The sequence below is a fragment of the Pseudomonas sp. FSL R10-1339 genome, from assembly GCF_009600545.1.
Classification (GTDB): Bacteria; Pseudomonadota; Gammaproteobacteria; order Pseudomonadales; family Pseudomonadaceae; genus Aquipseudomonas; species Aquipseudomonas bubulae.
On the sequence record NZ_WIVQ01000013.1, the window covers coordinates 40174 to 55803 of the forward strand.

17 protein-coding genes are annotated in these 15630 nt (G+C 56.4%); 8 read left to right on the forward strand and 9 right to left on the reverse strand.

What is annotated here, in order from left to right; translation table 11 throughout:
* Positions 1-127: 127 nt before the first annotated feature.
* Positions 128-1048 (forward strand): LysR family transcriptional regulator, encoded by a 921-nt coding sequence (locus GHO03_RS06665; RefSeq protein WP_095002345.1) that lies wholly within the window; start codon positions 128-130, stop codon positions 1046-1048.
* 90 nt (positions 1049-1138) lie between these two features.
* On the opposite strand, the gene GHO03_RS06670 is transcribed toward GHO03_RS06665, so the two are convergent.
* Both GHO03_RS06670 and GHO03_RS06675 read right to left on the reverse strand, forming a co-directional pair.
* Positions 1139-1306 (reverse strand): hypothetical protein, encoded by a 168-nt coding sequence (locus tag GHO03_RS06670; RefSeq protein WP_153328097.1) that lies wholly within the window; start codon positions 1304-1306, stop codon positions 1139-1141.
* A 186-nt stretch (positions 1307-1492) separates the two neighbouring features.
* Positions 1493-2680 (reverse strand): methionine gamma-lyase, encoded by a 1188-nt coding sequence (locus tag GHO03_RS06675; RefSeq protein WP_095026973.1) that lies wholly within the window; start codon positions 2678-2680, stop codon positions 1493-1495.
* A gap of 124 nt (positions 2681-2804) precedes the next feature.
* On the opposite strand from GHO03_RS06675, the gene GHO03_RS06680 reads away from it, so the two are divergent.
* From GHO03_RS06680 to GHO03_RS06690, 3 genes are all read left to right on the forward strand, one after another.
* Positions 2805-3275 carry an Lrp/AsnC family transcriptional regulator gene (locus tag GHO03_RS06680; RefSeq protein ID WP_095002348.1) on the forward strand — a complete coding sequence of 157 codons (471 nt, stop codon included), beginning with the start codon at positions 2805-2807 and terminating at the stop codon, positions 3273-3275.
* Between the two features lie 170 nt (positions 3276-3445).
* The gene (locus GHO03_RS06685) at positions 3446-4126 is read left to right on the forward strand and encodes a glycoside hydrolase family 19 protein (protein WP_095018824.1); all 681 of its coding nucleotides are present in this window, start codon (positions 3446-3448) and stop codon (positions 4124-4126) included.
* 65 nt (positions 4127-4191) lie between these two features.
* Positions 4192-4725 (forward strand): DUF3087 family protein, encoded by a 534-nt coding sequence (locus tag GHO03_RS06690; protein ID WP_095002350.1) that lies wholly within the window; start codon positions 4192-4194, stop codon positions 4723-4725.
* 157 nt (positions 4726-4882) lie between these two features.
* Here the strand turns inward: GHO03_RS06690 and ppnN are convergent, their stop codons facing one another.
* Positions 4883-6256 carry a nucleotide 5'-monophosphate nucleosidase PpnN gene (gene ppnN, locus GHO03_RS06695; RefSeq protein ID WP_095002351.1) on the reverse strand — a complete coding sequence of 458 codons (1374 nt, stop codon included), beginning with the start codon at positions 6254-6256 and terminating at the stop codon, positions 4883-4885.
* Positions 6257-6490: 234 nt separating this feature from the next.
* Between ppnN and GHO03_RS06700 the strand changes: the two genes are divergently transcribed.
* Entirely contained in the window at positions 6491-6811 is a 321-nt protein-coding gene (locus tag GHO03_RS06700) for a YbjQ family protein (RefSeq protein ID WP_095002452.1), read from the forward strand.
* A 46-nt stretch (positions 6812-6857) separates the two neighbouring features.
* Here the strand turns inward: GHO03_RS06700 and GHO03_RS06705 are convergent, their stop codons facing one another.
* Both GHO03_RS06705 and csrA read right to left on the reverse strand, forming a co-directional pair.
* Entirely contained in the window at positions 6858-7403 is a 546-nt protein-coding gene (locus GHO03_RS06705) for a DUF1269 domain-containing protein (protein ID WP_016780418.1), read from the reverse strand.
* A gap of 297 nt (positions 7404-7700) precedes the next feature.
* Entirely contained in the window at positions 7701-7895 is a 195-nt protein-coding gene (gene csrA / locus GHO03_RS06710) for a carbon storage regulator CsrA (protein ID WP_016780419.1), read from the reverse strand.
* Between the two features lie 251 nt (positions 7896-8146).
* Between csrA and GHO03_RS06715 the strand changes: the two genes are divergently transcribed.
* Positions 8147-8503 carry a hypothetical protein gene (locus tag GHO03_RS06715; protein ID WP_095002352.1) on the forward strand — a complete coding sequence of 119 codons (357 nt, stop codon included), beginning with the start codon at positions 8147-8149 and terminating at the stop codon, positions 8501-8503.
* A 122-nt stretch (positions 8504-8625) separates the two neighbouring features.
* Positions 8626-9246, forward strand: coding sequence for a TetR/AcrR family transcriptional regulator (locus tag GHO03_RS06720; RefSeq protein ID WP_095002353.1), 621 nt, complete (start codon positions 8626-8628; stop codon positions 9244-9246).
* 115 nt (positions 9247-9361) lie between these two features.
* On the opposite strand, the gene preA is transcribed toward GHO03_RS06720, so the two are convergent.
* From preA to GHO03_RS06740, 4 genes are all read right to left on the reverse strand, one after another.
* Positions 9362-10636, reverse strand: coding sequence for an NAD-dependent dihydropyrimidine dehydrogenase subunit PreA (preA, locus tag GHO03_RS06725; RefSeq protein ID WP_133144379.1), 1275 nt, complete (start codon positions 10634-10636; stop codon positions 9362-9364).
* Positions 10637-12004: an NAD(P)-dependent oxidoreductase gene (locus GHO03_RS06730; protein ID WP_133144380.1), complete on the reverse strand. Its 1368-nt coding sequence runs from the start codon at positions 12002-12004 to the stop codon at positions 10637-10639.
* Between the two features lie 58 nt (positions 12005-12062).
* A complete protein-coding gene (hydA, locus tag GHO03_RS06735; protein WP_153399403.1) occupies positions 12063-13502 on the reverse strand; it encodes a dihydropyrimidinase in 1440 nt (479 codons plus the stop codon).
* 313 nt (positions 13503-13815) lie between these two features.
* On the reverse strand, positions 13816-14055 hold the full coding sequence (locus tag GHO03_RS06740; RefSeq protein WP_133144381.1) for a hypothetical protein: 240 nt from the start codon (positions 14053-14055) through the stop codon (positions 13816-13818).
* Between the two features lie 53 nt (positions 14056-14108).
* On the opposite strand from GHO03_RS06740, the gene GHO03_RS06745 reads away from it, so the two are divergent.
* Positions 14109-15596 (forward strand): NCS1 family nucleobase:cation symporter-1, encoded by a 1488-nt coding sequence (locus GHO03_RS06745; protein WP_133144382.1) that lies wholly within the window; start codon positions 14109-14111, stop codon positions 15594-15596.
* The last annotated feature ends 34 nt before the right edge of the window (positions 15597-15630 follow it).

Below are 15630 nucleotides of genomic sequence, written 5' to 3' on the forward strand. Positions count from 1 at the left end.
CCAGTCAATAAAAGTTGTCACCCCCGAACAGAAAAGTTTTATCAATCACCGACTTAAGCCGACTAGCCTGTCCCTGCGGCAAGGGTTTACAGTGCTGCCCTGGTTTTGATTGGGTGGGGCGTCCTGTATGAATATGCGATTTCTTCTGACATTCGTCTGGGTAGCGCGCCTTGGCAGTTTTCGGCTGACCGCCGAAAAGTTATCCAGTACCCAGGCAGCCATTTCGAGCCGTATTTCAGTCCTCGAAACCGAGCTTGGCGTGCAGTTGTTCCAGCGCGATTCCCGTGGTGTCAACCTCACCCGTGAAGGCCATCAGGTGCTGGGTTACGCCGAAGAAATGCTGGCCACCCAGCAACGCCTTCTGCAATCGCTGGGGCAGGCGGACAGGTTTGCCGGGCGCCTGCGCATCGGCGTGATGGACACGGTTATCCATAGCTGGCTGAGCGATCTGATCAGTGCGCTGAGCCGCGACTACCCCCAGGTAGAGGTTGAACTGACCGCCGATACGGCGCTGAACCTTAATGAACAATTGCTTAAAGGTCAGCTGGACCTGATTTTTCAGACGGATTTATTGCGTGCCGACGGCGTGCGCAATGTACAACTGGCCAGTTACCCGTTGAGTTGGATTGTGGCCAGGGACGCAGCTCTGAACCGCAGCTACCGTGACCTGGCGGATCTTTGCGAGGAGCGCTTGCTGACCTTTTCACGCTTGTCGCGGCCGCATCAGGACATGCTCAATTTTCTACACCAGCACGATATTGCCGCGCCACGCATCAGTTGCATCAACTCGGTGGCGGCGATTATCAAACTGGTGGCGGACGGCTTTGGCATCGGTGCCCTGCCGCCGGTACTGGTCAGTCGCGAATTGCAGAGCGGGGCCATGATTGCGTTGCCGATCGAGACTGCACCGGGCTTTGCGGTATACGCCAGTTGGCGCACGGGGGCGGGGCTGGAGCTGAATGAGGCGGTGGTCAACCTGAGTCAGGCGGTTGTTGCCGAGTACCAACACAGCGTTGAGCCTGGGCATTTTGTGCTGCCGGGCATCTGATCCGTATTTTTTCGCGTTATCTGCACCTGTTATGTGTGCAGTTTGCGGCGCAAAATTTCCTCCAACCTTCCGAGACAGACGAGGACGCGACTACACAGCAGCACGTGTGTGTGGTCGGCAGCTGTTCTGCGCCTGTTTTATGACGAACGACTGACGGGGAAACATCATGAACAAGATGGCTTGGTTTTTGGGCGGTTTTTTGGTGCTGACCATCGGCATCGGTATTTTGGCGACAATTCCGCCGGGTTGATATTTCATCCTGTCCTCCACACGGCTTGTAGCAGCTGACGAACGCAGCCTCGTTCCTCGGCAGCTGCTAGGTCTGAAGGGAATTTTAACTGTGGGAGCGAGCCTGCTCGCGAAAGTCGTTCGCGAGCAGGCTCGCTCCCACAGGGAGGGTTGACCGGCAACAGAGTATCTACAGGGGAGGCTGGCGCTGCCCCCCTATAATGCCTGCTCTATATCCGCCAGCAAATCGGCGACATCCTCCAGCCCCACCGCCAGGCGCACCAATCCTTCACTTATTCCGTGTCGTGCCCGTTCCTCCAGGGTGTAGGTGGAGTGGGTCATGCTCGCGGGATGCTGCGCCAGTGACTCGGCCCCCCCCAGGCTGACCGCACGGCTGAACAATTGCAGGGCATTCATAAAGCGCTGTCCAGCAGCCATGCCGCCCTTGAGCTCAAAGGCAATCATGCCCCCCGGCAGTTTCATCTGCCGGGACGCCAGCTCGTATTGCGGGAAAGAGGGCAGGCCGGGGTAGGCCACCCATTCCACGGCAGGGTGATCCTGCAACATATGCGCAATGGCCTGGGCGCTGCTGCAATGGCGATCCATGCGCAGGGCCAGGGTCTTGATACCGCGCATCAGCAAATGCGCATCATGGGGCGACAAGACTGCCCCGGTCAGGTCCTTCAAGCCTTGCAGACGGATCCGGTCAGCCAGGAGCTGGCTGGTGACCACCATGCCAGCGGTGATATCACTGTGCCCGCTCAGGTACTTGGTGGCCGAATGCACCACCACGTCGGCGCCCAGTTCCAGTGGACGCTGCAGATAGGGCGTGCAGTAGGTGTTGTCGATCACCACGAGCAGGTTGTCATGTGTGTGGGCAATCCGCGCTACGGCAGGGATGTCCACCAGTTGCATATTCGGATTGGCCGGCGTCTCGAAGTAGATCATGCGGGTTGCAGGGCTGATCGCGGCTTGCAGTTCGGCCGGGTTGGCCATGTCCACATGTTTGACTACCACCCCGAATTCACCGATGCCGTGGTGCAGCAGGGCAAAGGTGCAGCCATACAAGGTGCGGTTGACGATGATTTCATCGCCGGGCCGCAGCAGGGTCCAGAATGTTGCGGCGATCGCGCCCATGCCGGAACTGAACGCCACACCCGCTTCGCCGTTTTCCAGCGCCGCCATGCGTGCTTCCAGCAGGGCCAGGGTGGGGTTGGAAATGCGGGTGTAAAAATGCCCGTGCTCTTCACCGGAAAAACAGCCTGCGCCGTATTCGGCCGTGGCAAAGGCAAAGGTTGAGGTCATATAAACAGGGGGGATTACCGCGCCGTTGTGTTCCAGCGGGTTATAACCGTAGTGGATGGCGCGAGTAGAAAAGCCGAAGTTGTTGTTCTTATCGTTCATGGTGAACTCTCCGATATTTCCTACAATGCTATGCTTTAAATGAACGTGGAAAATTCCAAATTTACCTGTAAATACACCACTTACCAGAACAAAAAACCGCCACGCTGACCGCTAGGGGCAAAACATGCCAAACGCTCTGGACAGAACCGATAAAGCCTTGCTTTGCGCACTGCAGGGCAATGCCCGACTTACCGTTGCAGAGTTGGCCGAGAGTGTCTCACTGACCACCTCGCCGTGTTGGCGACGGGTCAAAATGCTGGAAGAGAGCGGGATCATTACGGGCTATCAGGCGGTTCTTTCGCCAAAGGAACTGGGATACGGGGTCACGGCGTTTGTCAGCATCATGATGGCCTCTCACTCGCAAGAACTGGCCAGAAGCTTTGAACAACGGTTATTGGAAATTCCCGAAATCGTCGCGTGTCACAACGTGTCGGGTCGTTACGACTTTTTATTGGAAGTCGTGGCCAGGGATCTCGAATCCTTTGGCGAATTTGCCCGTGAAGTCCTGCAGACATTGCCCGCGGTCAAAGAGATTTACTCGAGTTTTTCGTATAAGTCGGTCAAGCCAAGGCGAGAGGTGCCTGTTGAAGGTTGAGTGCATCAAGGGTGCATTCAAGTCTTATCTGTAAAATAACTTTTCGATGAGTTGTAAGTGTTTTCTTTGAGTAGAGTAGTTCTGGCCTGATTACTCTTTTGGTGACGGCAGATGCGTGTTTTAAGTGCTTGGCTTTTACTTTTAATTACATTGATTAAGAGTAAATCCCCATGTTGAACCGCGAAGTAATGCTCCAGCTGTTCCCCAAAAGTACGGCCTGCGTCGATCTGTATTTGCCCCTTGTGCAGGCCGTTAGCCGTCAAGTGTTGATCAATACCCCCCGACGCCTTGCTGCATTTCTAGCTCAGGTAGGCCATGAAAGTGCAGGGTTCACGGTACTTGTCGAAAACCTTAATTACAGTGCAGGTGGCCTCGCGGCCACCTGGGGCTCCCGCTTTGCGCAGAAGGATGGCGAAGGTCAATACATTACCGTAACGGACGGCAATCGCTCCCGGCGCGTACCCAATGCTGACGCGCTTATGCTTCAGCGCCGGCCGCAGGCGATTGCAAACCGGGTCTACAGCAACCGCCTGGGCAATGGCTCAGAGGCGTCGGGGGAAGGCTGGTTATATCGGGGCAGGGGATTGATTCAAGTCACCGGTAAAACCAACTACTGCCAGTGCAGCCAGGGGTTGTTCGGGGATGAGCGCTTGCTCACCAGCCCGCAACTGCTGCAAGAGTGGCAATGGGCAGTGGCGTCGGCGGGCTGGTACTGGAACTCGCGCAGTATAAATACCCTGGCAGACGGGGAGGATTTCGAACGCGTGACAAGGGCTATCAATGGTGGTCTCAATGGTCACGCCCAGCGTGCGGCGCTATACCGCAAGGCACTGGTTTTATTGCACGCCTGAGCGGTTCAATCAGGCCATAATGCCCGCGCAGTTTGTTCGCAGCCATCAGGAGCCATAGATCAGTGATGTTCGAGATAAAGCCGATTAACCCCGAGACATATCGTCAGCAAACTCGCCGCAGTACGCTGTATATCGCGTTGACGTTTGTCTTGCTGGCGCTGCTGTTGTCAGGTGTGCTGGTCATGGTTTTGGGTGTCGCCGGTGGCGACAATTTTCGCCTGAATCTGGCCGGGGTCATTGTTGCCCTGATCACGACCTTCCTGCTGGTGCGCTACGTGTTCTGGTCTCAACCCTGGATGGCGCCCGCAGTCTACGGCTGGCAACTCAAGCGTAGCCTGATGAAGGTCACCAATGTCATGCATCACGTAACGGCGGGAGTCATGGCGGGGGATGTGGCGGCGATGAAGCTGCTGCGCTTCTATCATCTGGGCGTGACCCAGATGTACCAGCTGGACGCCAATTCCAGCGCGTTAAGCCAAATGGTTCGCGAGATCGATTTGCACAAGGCACGTCTTGAAGCACTGGGCATCGACACCGGGCAGACCCGGCTCGATCCGCAGTGGATTGATGCGGTGAAAAAATTTGCGCCGCTGAAGTAATGCTGCTCACCAGACCTGCTGTGTTTGTGTGGGAGCGAGCCTGCTCGCGAAGTTCGTAAGTGATAGCCTGTTTTTACGGGATAATTGCGACGATCTGGAGCTCTTCGCGAGCAGGCTCGCTCCCACCGTTGGGGCATGCGAGCCTTATGGGTGGGGTTCAGCTTACGACGCGATAGCACGGCTCATAGGCCGCACCGCCTGGCAGTTTCATACGATGCTGCTCAACAAATGCCTGCAGCAGTTTGTCCAGAGGTTTCATCACGGCAGCGTCACCGTGGATCTCGTAAGGCCCGTATTGCTCGATCAGATGGATGCCTTTCTCTTTTACGTTACCCGACACAATCCCGGAGAAGGCCTGACGCAGGTTGATGGCCAATTCATGTGCTGGCATGTCGCTGCGCAGTTTCAGGCTGGCCATGTTGGCGTGGGTCGGGTCGAACGGGCGCTGAAAGCCTTCGTCGATTTTCAGTAACCAGTTGAAGTGGAAAGCGTCGTTGCGCTCGCGGCGGAATTGTTTAACCGCCTTGAGCCCGGCGGTCATATGACGGGCCACTTCGGCCGGGTTGTCGATGATGATCTGATACTGCTGTTGCGCTTCTTCACCCAGGGTAGCGCCGACAAACTCATGCAGTTGCTGCAGATAGGGTTCGGCTTCCTTGGGGCCGGTCAGGACAACCGGGAACGGCACATCTTTGTTCTCCGGGTGCATCAGAATGCCCAGCAGGTACAGGAATTCTTCTGCCGTGCCAGCACCGCCCGGGAAGATAATCACCCCGTGACCGACCCGCACAAAGGCCTCAAGACGCTTTTCGATATCCGGCAGAATGACCAGTTCATTGACGATGGGATTCGGCGCTTCGGCAGCAATGATGCCCGGCTCGGTCAGGCCCAGATAGCGGCCCCCGGTCAGACGCTGTTTGGCGTGGGAAATGGTCGCGCCCTTCATTGGCCCTTTCATCACACCGGGACCGCAGCCGGTACAGATATCCAGGCTGCGCAGGCCCAGTTCGTGGCCGACCTTTTTGGTGTATTTGTACTCTTCGGTATTGATGGAGTGGCCACCCCAGCACACCACGATTTTCGGTTCGACGCCCGGGCGCAACGTGCGGGCATTGCGCAGCAGATGGAACACGTAGTCGGTGATGCCCGCCGAGCTGCTCAGGTCAATGCGTGGGCTGTCCAGGCCGCTCTGGGTATAGACGATGTCGCGCAGGGCGCTGAAGAGCATTTCACGGGTACTGGCGATCATTTCGCCATCCACAAATGCATCGGCAGGGGCGTTGAGCAGTTCAAGCCGCACGCCGCGGTCTTGCTGGTGAATCCGCACCTCGAAGTCCTGATAGGCCTCAAGGATGGTCTTGGCGTTATCGACGTGAGCGCCGGTGTTGAGGATAGCCAGTACGCACTGGCGGAAAAGCGTGTAACTGGTGCCTGAGCCAACCTCGCTCAGCTGTTGTACTTCACGTTGGGAAAGTGTTTCCAGGCTGCCTTTCGGGCTGACCGAGGCGTTGATGACTTGTCTTTGGACCATTGCGAGCTTCCTTGAGCGGGGTCGAAAAATTGCTTGGCGCAGCTTTTGAATTCATGTCATCAGTGCGAGCGAGGCGTCCCGACTCTTGCGTCTTTGGATTGCATTTCTGTAAGCATAGTAGCCTTGGTCCTGTAATTAAAAGAGCCGCAGTTAACTCCAGTTACAGTACCAGCAGTGAGCACGGCAGCGATAAGGTAACCTCGCAAGTCACTGAAACAGAAAATGGACGGGCAGATGATCATCACCACCACACACAGCATTGACGGCAGAAAAGCCACTGAATACCTGGGGATTGTCAGTGCCGAATCGGTTCACGGCATCAATGTGGTACGAGATTTTTTTACCGGAGTACGCGACTTTTTTGGTGGACGCTCTCAGACGCTGGAGCGAGCACTGAAAGAAGCGCGAGCAGAGGTCACGGACGAGATTCGAGACAGGGCCAAAGCCATGGGAGCGGATGCGATTATGGGGCTGGGGTTTGAAATCAGCATGCCGTCAGGGCGTGGCGGCATGCTGGTGGTGTTTGCCACGGGCACGGCTGTGCGCTTGAACTGAGGCACCAGGATTCGACCGCACAGGGCGGTCGAATGGGCTTTACGAATTAAACCGTTTTCGCCAAAGGTACGCCTGCAGTGGTTTTGGACAGCGCGTCCTGCAGTTTTTGCTCTTGTTCCGGGGACAGGGAGGTACGCAGGACCTTGCCCTTGAAGTCCGAGTCTTCCAGTTCCTTCAGCACTTTTTCCGGCTGGAATTTGCGCAGCAGAACGAACAGGGCCGAGGAATCATTCGGAATGGTCTCGCTCAATGACTTGATGAAATCATCATCGATCCCGTAATCGCTCAATGAGCCCGACAAAGCGCCGGTACCGGCACCCAGTGCGCCGCCGATGGCAAAGCCTGCCAGCGGGTTGAGAAACAGCAGCCCGACCAGTGCGCCCCACAGGCCACCGGTGACCAGGCCTGAAGTAGCCCCGATCGCTGTCAGGTTAACGCTTTGCTTGATATGGATCTTGCCTTCGGCATTACGCACCACAATCACCGCATCTTCCAGCTCGACCAGATGCTCTTTGCTCAGTGAAACCATCTTGGTGAGGGCACGATCTGCTTTTTCGGTGTCTGAAAATCCCACTACGATTAAATCGGACATGTCTTTCATTCCTTGACGGTACAGGTCCAGCCCGGCGAAGGGCTGAAGGGTGGAGGGGTTTCTCAAGGCGGCACAATGCAAACACCCTGGCGCGCAGTGGTTCAGCTTTCTGGAGCCTGCTGCGAGGAATGAGCGTGGTCGCTAACCTTGAAACGGTCAAGTCGACGAGACATATCTCTTGATAAAGAGAGGGGTGCGGCAAGGGGATAATGCCGTGGCAGGTGCAGTGTGCAAATGATTTGAGGAGGGCTGGCTGAGCAGCCCTGACCTCAAGCCTTGGGCTGATACCTCACAGGCTTATGGCTGTTCGTTCTTTTCAGGTGCATTCAGGCCGGCCTGGATACGTTGGTAAATTTCTTCACGGTGAACGGCTACATCCTTCGGCGCATTGATGCCGATTCTGACCTGTTGTCCGCTGACACCTAAAATAGTGATCGTAATATCGTCACCGATGTTTATGCTTTCACCAACTTTGCGGGTGAGTATCAGCATTTTTTTCTCCTTGATGGCTTTGTAAGGCACGTCTCTGAGACGGTGCGGCTTCGGTCATGACTACAGAATACTGCTAAGTACGTATTATTGCGCCGCTCATTACAGACGACATGGCCAGAGGTTTAATTCCCTTTACGGGGAAAATTCTCGCGCATAAGCCTTAAATTGGGGCACTTTGGATTTGTTCAAGGAGAGCAAGGCCGCTGCCCCAGTGATAAAATCTACCCATTCAAACAGACAGGGGAAACGCAGTGCGTATAGTCATCGTGATGACAGCAATATTGGCCTTGACGGCTTGCGGTCAGGAGTCTAACGATAAAATCCAGCGGGCTAAAGCAGCTTCTGAAGCAACGATGGCCCAGGCCCCTGTTGCTCACTGGGCTTTGGAGATCACTGAAGGCCAGAGAGCGACCATTCCGGACACGACCGGCAGGCTTCTTGACAACGGTTTTACTCCTTACATTTACGAGAGTGGCGGGGTTCAGCACTTCCTGATCGGACCATTCACCACCCAGGCTCAAGCGCTTGAGGCCCAGCAAAAGATGAAACTCAAGCCCAAGCTGGACGGTATTGAAACCAACGTGATCGAACTGCCCGCCGCGAAATAGTCTGATACAGCGTCGGGTACCCGCCTGAGCTTAGCTGCCGCTGGCGTTATTCGACGCTTTGTGCAGGAAATATTTGTTCACTCGGCGCACATCAGAGCAACACGACGGCAAGGGCCATCGCCATGAGCAATCACAAGATCGAAATTCGACGCAGCAATGTCGAAAAAATCCTTCTGGGGGCTGAAAAGGTTTTTGCCGAAAAAGGCTTTGCCGGTACGGCGATGGCGGACATTGCGGCGCAAGTCCAGTTGCCACGTTCCAACCTGCATTACTACTTCAGCACCAAGACGGATCTTTACAGCGCGGTATTGCTGGGGTTGCTGGAAGTGTGGAAACAGGATGCGCTTTGTTTCGAGACCTACGACGATCCTCGTCTGGTATTGAGCAGTTACATTCGTGCCAAAATGCACCACTCACGTACCCGGCCCCATGGCTCCAAAGTCTGGGCCAATGAAATGATCCATGGCGCCCCGACCCTGGGTCTTGCACTTGATGCCAGTTTGTATGACTGGGCCAAGATCAAGGAGGCGAAAATTCGCCAATGGGTGCAAGACAAGCGAATCCTGCCTGTTGAGCCGTCCAGCCTGCTGTATATGATCTGGGCATCAACCCAGCATTACGCTGACTTTGACCATCAAGTGATGATCATCAACGATCACCAGCCGTTGTCCGATATCCAGTTTGAACGTGCGGTGCAGACCGTCACCAGCGTGATCCTGCGCGGGATCGGGCTGGAGCCGTAAGCAACCCTGCTTATCGATCGTGTGGGAGCGGGCTTGCTCGCGATGGCATCACCCCGGTGTACCTGACACACCGCATTGCCTGCATCGCGAGCAAGCCCGCTCCCACAGGATTGATTTACGAAGCCACGCAGTACGGGTTACGTGGGTCGTGGTTCCAGTCCAGAAATGGCAGGCCATTGTTGTGTGGCACCATCTCGATACAGTCCTGCACCGGGCAGGTTATCTGGCACAGGTTGCAACCCACACATTCATCGTCGATCACTTCATACCGATGTGTGCCGTCGGCCTGCTTCAAGCTGGCGATGGCCTGGTGCGAAGTATCTTCGCAGGCAATATGGCAGCGCCCGCAACCAATACAGGCGTCCTGATCGATCCTGGCGATAACCTGATAATTGATATCCAGATATTTCCAGTCAGTAGTATTGGCCACTGCACGGCCGGAAAAGTCCTCCAGGCTGGTATAGCCTTGACTGTCCATCCAACGCGACAAACCGTCTTTCATTTCTTCAATAATTCGAAATCCGTGAAGCATCGCTGCGGTGCATACCTGTACCGAGCCACAGCCCAGGGCAATAAACTCTGCAGCATCACGCCAACTGCCAATGCCGCCTATCCCACTGATAGGCAAGCCTTTGGTCAGCGGGTCGCGGGCAATTTCCGCCACCATATTCAGGGCTATCGGCTTGACTGCCGAACCGCAATAGCCGCCGTGGGTGCTCTGGCTGCCCACTACGGGTAGCGCCACCATGCGTTCAAGGTCGACACTGGTGATCGAGTTGATGGTGTTGATCAATGACACCGCATCGGCGCCGCCACGATGGGCCGCCCGGGCGCTAAGTCGCACATCGGTGATATTGGGCGTCAGTTTGACGATCACCGGCAATGAACAGTAGGTCTTGCACCAGCGTGTGACCATTTCCACGTACTCGGGCACCTGGCCCACGGCCGCGCCCATGCCGCGCTCCGGCATGCCGTGGGGGCATCCGAAATTCAGCTCGATGCCATCGGCACCGGTGGCCTCCACCAGTGGCAGGATGTATTTCCAGGACTCTTCTTCGCAGGGCACCATCAGCGACACGATAAGGGCCCGATCCGGCCAGTCCTTCTTGACCTGGGTGATCTCGCGCAAGTTGATTTCAAGGGAGCGATCGGTGATCAGCTCGATATTGTTGATGCCCATGACTTCGCGGTTGGGGCCGTAGTGTGCCGAGTAACGCGAGGACACGTTAACCGCGGCCGGGTCCTCACCCAGGGTTTTCCAGACCACGCCACCCCAGCCTGCCTCGTAGGCTCGTACCACGTTGTAGGCTTTGTCGGTAGGTGGCGCAGACGCCAGCCAGAACGGGTTGGGGGCCTTGATACCGGCGAAAACAATCGAGAGATCGGCCATTTATGCAGCCTCCTGATCAAGCATGAGTTGGGCATGCATGGCTTCTGCGGCCAGCTTGCCGTGTTGCACGGCCTGTACGGTCAGGTCTTGCCCCAGAGAGGTGCAATCGCCTCCGGCATACACACCGGGAATATTGGTGCGCAGGTGTTCGTCTACTTCGATGCGATCGCCCGCGCGCTTGAGTGTTTGCGCCAGCGGATCGCTCAGGGCTGCATCATCAAAGGCCTGGCCTATGGCCTTGAACACCGCGTCTGCGGCCAGCTCGAAGGTTTCACCGGTGGTCACCAGGCGCCCGTCTTCCAGGCGTGTGCGGGCAAAGCGCATGCCGCGCACCTTGCCGGTGTTGTCCAGCAACACGTCCTGTGGCTGTGCCCAGGTCATTAGTCGCACCTGATTGGCCTTGGCAATGTCCTGCTCGTGCCCGGTGGCGCCCATGTCCTGCAGCCCGCGGCGATACACCAGATTCACTTCGCGAGCGCCAAGACGGGCCATTTGCACGCCCATATCGATCGCGGTGTTGCCAGCGCCCAGCACAATGCAGCGCTCGGCCAGGGGTAACCGGGTCAGGTCGTCGCTTTGGCGCAACTCGCGGATGTAGTCGGTGGCAGCCAGCAGCCCCGGAGCATTTTCATGGGGCAAACCCAGCTGGCGACTGGCAGCCAGACCCAGCCCGAGAAATACCGCATCGAATTGCCGGTGCAGTTCGCTCAGGCTCAGGTTGTCGCCCAAGCGCTGGCCGTGGCGCACTTCAATGCCGCCAACCTGCAGGACGAAATCCACTTCGCGCTGGGCAAAATCGTCCACCAACTTGTATTTGGCAATCCCGTACTCGTTAAGCCCGCCGGATTTCTCCCGCGCTTCGAAAATCACCACCTCATGCCCGTGCAGTGCCAGGCGATGGGCGCAAGCCAGCCCCGCAGGTCCGGCGCCGACCACCGCGATGCGTTTGCCGGTGGGCGCGGCACGCTTGAACGGATGCTCGCTGAACTGTGCATGATCGACCGCATAGCGCTGTAACAAACCGATCAGTACAGGCGCGCATTCCTGGCTGTTGTTGCGCACGCAAGCTTGCTCGCACAGTACTTCGGTAGGGCACACCCGGGCACAACTGCCGCCGAGGATATTGGCCGAAAGAATTTTCTGTGCTGCGCCCTGGATGTTTTCCTGTTGGATATTGCGAATAAACGACGGGATATCTATATCGCTGGGGCAGGCATTGACGCAGGGGGCGTCGTAGCAATACAGGCAACGTGAGCTTTCCAACACGGCCTGGCGAGCATTGAGGGGCGGCGCCAGATCGGTAAAGTGGCTGGCCAGCACCTGCGCAGATTCATGGGGGTGGGGTAAATGGTTCAAGGACTTGATCACGGTGCTTACCTCAGGGGTGAGGAGATCTTTGTGCCTCTGTCGGGCAGTGTTTTTATGCTCAGCGTTTAACAGCCACCGGTTGCTGATGCTCGGCGCGCTTTTTCAGCAAGTCGAACACCGCAGGGTAGGCCGGGCGTTCGATATAGCGACCGGCTCCGCGTTCGGCCCGCAGGTCACCGTCAACCCACACCAGGCGACCCTGACTGATGGTATGACTAGGCACACCGCGTACGGTCTTGCCTTCAAAGATGTTGAAGTCGACATTTTGATGGTGGGTTTTGGCGGAAATGGTGCGGGTGCCCTGAGGGTCCCACAGCACCAGGTCGGCATCGGCACCGACCCGGATCGTGCCTTTGCGCGGGTAGATATTGAAGATCTTCGCGGTGTTGGTGGAGGTCAGCGCTACAAACTCCTGCATCGACAGGCGCCCGGTATTCACGCCTTCATCCCACAGCAGCGCCATGCGGTCTTCGATGCCCGCCGTGCCGTTGGGGATCTTGCTGAAATCGTCACGCCCGGCGGCCTTTTGTTCGGCGCAAAAGCAGCAGTGGTCGGTGGCGGTAGTGTGCAGGTTGCCCGATTGCAGGCCGTGCCACAGTGCCTCCTGATGCCCGCGAGGGCGGAAGGGCGGGCTCATCACGTAGCCTGCTGCCGTTTGCCAGTCGGGATGCTGGTACACGCTGTCATCCAGCAGCAAATGCCCGGCCAGTACTTCGCCATATACCGGTTGGCCCTGACTGCGGGCGTAGGTGATTTCGTCGAGTGCTTCACGGGTCGAAACATGCACCAGGTACAACGGCGTACCGAGGGTCTGAGCGATGCGGATCGCCCGGCTGGCCGCTTCGCCTTCCACCTGGGAGGGACGTGACAGCGGATGGGCTTCCGGCCCCGTCATGCCCTGGGCCATAAGTTTGCGTTGCAGGTGGTACACCAGTTCGCCATTTTCGGCATGCACGGTCGGGACCGCACCCAGCTCCAGGCAACGCTCGAAGCTGGCCACCAGGGTGTCGTCTGCGGCCATGATCGCGTTCTTGTAGGCCATGAAATGCTTGAAGCTGTTGATGCCGTGATGGCTGACCAATTCGGCCATTTCTTCACGTACCTGCTCGCTCCACCAAGTGATTGCGATATGAAAGCCATAGTCTGCTGCCGACTTTTCGGCCCAGCCCCGCCACTGATGAAAAGCCTCAAGCAGGGACTGCTGCGGGTTGGGAATGACAAAGTCGATAATCGATGTTGTACCGCCTGCCAGACCGGCCGCGGTGCCACTGAAAAAGTCTTCGCTGGCGACGGTGCCCATAAACGGCAATTGCATATGTGTGTGGGGGTCGATACCACCGGGCATCAGATATTGGCCGCGACCATCGACAACTTCGCAGCCTGGGAGAACATCAAGATCAGTGCCAATCGCGCGGACCAGACCGTCAGCGCAATATACATCCGCACAATAACTTTCATCATGGGTCACAAGCGTAGCGCCACGGATTAACAGCGACATACGGAGTTCCTCGCAGGCTGACCGGCTAGAGCCGGTTCTAACTGTTGTTATTGAAATTTAGTGGGAAGTTTGCATTCCTGCCACTGGTGACAGGAATAAAATCTAGTGGGTTGTTGAAGAATGATCAAACTTTATTTTTAAAGGGGTTAGATATGTATAACTATATGATTTTTAAAGTTAATTATTTTAAATCACCAAAATGATGCACGGCCTCACCATTTTGACGCACTTGACAGGATTCAAATATAAGCGAACTTTCTTATGCGAAATCAGGTGCTTGAGCTTGCGGATGAAGGGAGGTGAGTCGATTAAGTTAATAAGCACGCACCGAAGTGTTTCGTTTGGCGATATAAAAAAACTGATAAAGGCCTTTAACGGGAATGAGAGTCATTTGGCTGGTGTTTAAAACGGTTTTAAAAGCAGCGTGTTGCCAGTCATGCAGGACGGTTTGAGCAGGCGAGGGAAGTAACACGGCACAGTTCTTGATTGTTGCTGCCATGACCGGGCGGGATAGGCAAGTAAGTGTCCAGGCAAGGGAGCGCTTTGTGTCCATACGCAGCGCCAGGCAGTTCAACCAGGAGCAGCACAACAAGAGAGTGATCGACTATGCAACCGAGCAGATCAAAAGTCACCGAACGTAACGGTTTGTACGAACTGGATGCCGGGCCTGAAGTCCTCGATAGCCCCCGGTACAACCACGATATCGCCCCCACCAAAGTTCATGAGCGCACCTGGAACAAGTGGCATATCACTGCCTTGTGGGTCGGCATGTCCATTTGCGTACCCACCTATACCCTGGGCGGGGTTCTGACAGCCTATTTCGGGCTTTCAGTGGGTGAGGCACTGCTGGCGATTCTGCTGGCAAATATCGTGGTATTGATCCCTCTGACTCTCAATGCCTTTGCGGGCACCAAATACGGCATTCCCTTTCCTGTTTTGCTGCGTTCTTCCTTCGGCATTATCGGCTCCAACGTACCGTGTCTGATCCGTGCTCTGGTGGCCTGCGGCTGGTTCGGGATCCAGACACTGTTCGGCGGTCTGGCCATTCACCTGTTTCTGGGCTCGGTGTTCGAGGGCTGGAAAAGCCTGGGGGGTACGGGTGAAGTGATCGGCTTCATGATTTTCTGGGCGCTCAACCTGTGGGTGGTATTGCGCGGTGCCGAGTCGATCAAGTGGCTGGAAACCCTGTCTGCACCCTTGCTGGTACTGGTCGGTCTGGGCCTGCTGGTGTGGGCTCTGCCCAATGTGTCGATGAGTGAACTGCTGGCCCAGCCGCCCAAGCGCCCGGAAGGTGCCAGTGTGTACGGCTACTTCTTTGCCGGCCTGACTGCAATGGTGGGTTTCTGGGCCACCTTGTCCCTGAATATTCCGGACTTCAGCCGATACGCAAAAAGCCAGAAAGACCAGATCCTGGGGCAGATTTTTGGCCTGCCGCTGACCATGTTCCTGTTCGCCGCTCTGGGCGTGGTGATGACGGCAGCGTCCGAAAAACTGGTAGGCGTTACCGTATCCGACCCGGTCAGCCTGATCGGCCATATCCAGAGCCCGGGCTGGGTGGCATTGGCCATGGCGCTGATCATCATCGCCACGCTGTCGACCAATACGGCGGCCAATATTGTGTCGCCCACCAATGACTTCCAGAACATCGCTCCCAAGTTGATCAACCGCACCACGGCAGTGATCTTGACCGGCCTGGTGGGCTTGGCGCTGATGGCTCATGAATTGCTGAAGAAACTCGGCCTGCTGGTCTCGGATGTGAGCCTGGAAACCGTGTACTCCAACTGGTTGCTGGGTTACTCCAGCCTGCTTGGGCCGATTGCCGGGATCATGGTTGTCGACTATTTCGTTATCCGTCAGCAAAAACTCGACCTTGCCGGGCTGTACCGTGACGGGGTGTACCCGGCCTGGAACTGGAAGGGATTTATCGCTTTTGGTGTACCTGTGGCGCTGACGTTGCTGTCGTTGGGCAGCAGTGCCTTCAGCTGGTTCTATGACTTCGGCTGGTTTACCGGGTCGTTGCTCGGGGCCGTGATTTATTACGGGTTGTATCGCCTGAACAGTCAGCAAGCAGAAACCGTCAAAGGCACGGTTTGAAGCGCCTTCCTATAAAAACTGCCTGAGGAAACTA

What these genes read in the sequence shown, in the direction of transcription:
- GHO03_RS06665 (WP_095002345.1), top strand. Translation starts at nt 128, where the DNA reads ATGAATATGCGATTTCTTCTGACATTCGTCTGGGTAGCGCGCCTTGGC.
- GHO03_RS06670 (WP_153328097.1), bottom strand. Translation starts at nt 1,306, where the DNA reads ATGAAATATCAACCCGGCGGAATTGTCGCCAAAATACCGATGCCGATG.
- GHO03_RS06675 (WP_095026973.1), bottom strand. Translation starts at nt 2,680, where the DNA reads ATGAACGATAAGAACAACAACTTCGGCTTTTCTACTCGCGCCATCCAC.
- GHO03_RS06680 (WP_095002348.1), top strand. Translation starts at nt 2,805, where the DNA reads ATGCCAAACGCTCTGGACAGAACCGATAAAGCCTTGCTTTGCGCACTG.
- GHO03_RS06685 (WP_095018824.1), top strand. Translation starts at nt 3,446, where the DNA reads ATGTTGAACCGCGAAGTAATGCTCCAGCTGTTCCCCAAAAGTACGGCC.
- GHO03_RS06690 (WP_095002350.1), top strand. Translation starts at nt 4,192, where the DNA reads ATGTTCGAGATAAAGCCGATTAACCCCGAGACATATCGTCAGCAAACT.
- ppnN (WP_095002351.1), bottom strand. Translation starts at nt 6,256, where the DNA reads ATGGTCCAAAGACAAGTCATCAACGCCTCGGTCAGCCCGAAAGGCAGC.
- GHO03_RS06700 (WP_095002452.1), top strand. Translation starts at nt 6,491, where the DNA reads ATGATCATCACCACCACACACAGCATTGACGGCAGAAAAGCCACTGAA.
- GHO03_RS06705 (WP_016780418.1), bottom strand. Translation starts at nt 7,403, where the DNA reads ATGTCCGATTTAATCGTAGTGGGATTTTCAGACACCGAAAAAGCAGAT.
- csrA (WP_016780419.1), bottom strand. Translation starts at nt 7,895, where the DNA reads ATGCTGATACTCACCCGCAAAGTTGGTGAAAGCATAAACATCGGTGAC.
- GHO03_RS06720 (WP_095002353.1), top strand. Translation starts at nt 8,626, where the DNA reads ATGAGCAATCACAAGATCGAAATTCGACGCAGCAATGTCGAAAAAATC.
- preA (WP_133144379.1), bottom strand. Translation starts at nt 10,636, where the DNA reads ATGGCCGATCTCTCGATTGTTTTCGCCGGTATCAAGGCCCCCAACCCG.
- hydA (WP_153399403.1), bottom strand. Translation starts at nt 13,502, where the DNA reads ATGTCGCTGTTAATCCGTGGCGCTACGCTTGTGACCCATGATGAAAGT.
- GHO03_RS06740 (WP_133144381.1), bottom strand. Translation starts at nt 14,055, where the DNA reads ATGGACACAAAGCGCTCCCTTGCCTGGACACTTACTTGCCTATCCCGC.
- GHO03_RS06745 (WP_133144382.1), top strand. Translation starts at nt 14,109, where the DNA reads ATGCAACCGAGCAGATCAAAAGTCACCGAACGTAACGGTTTGTACGAA.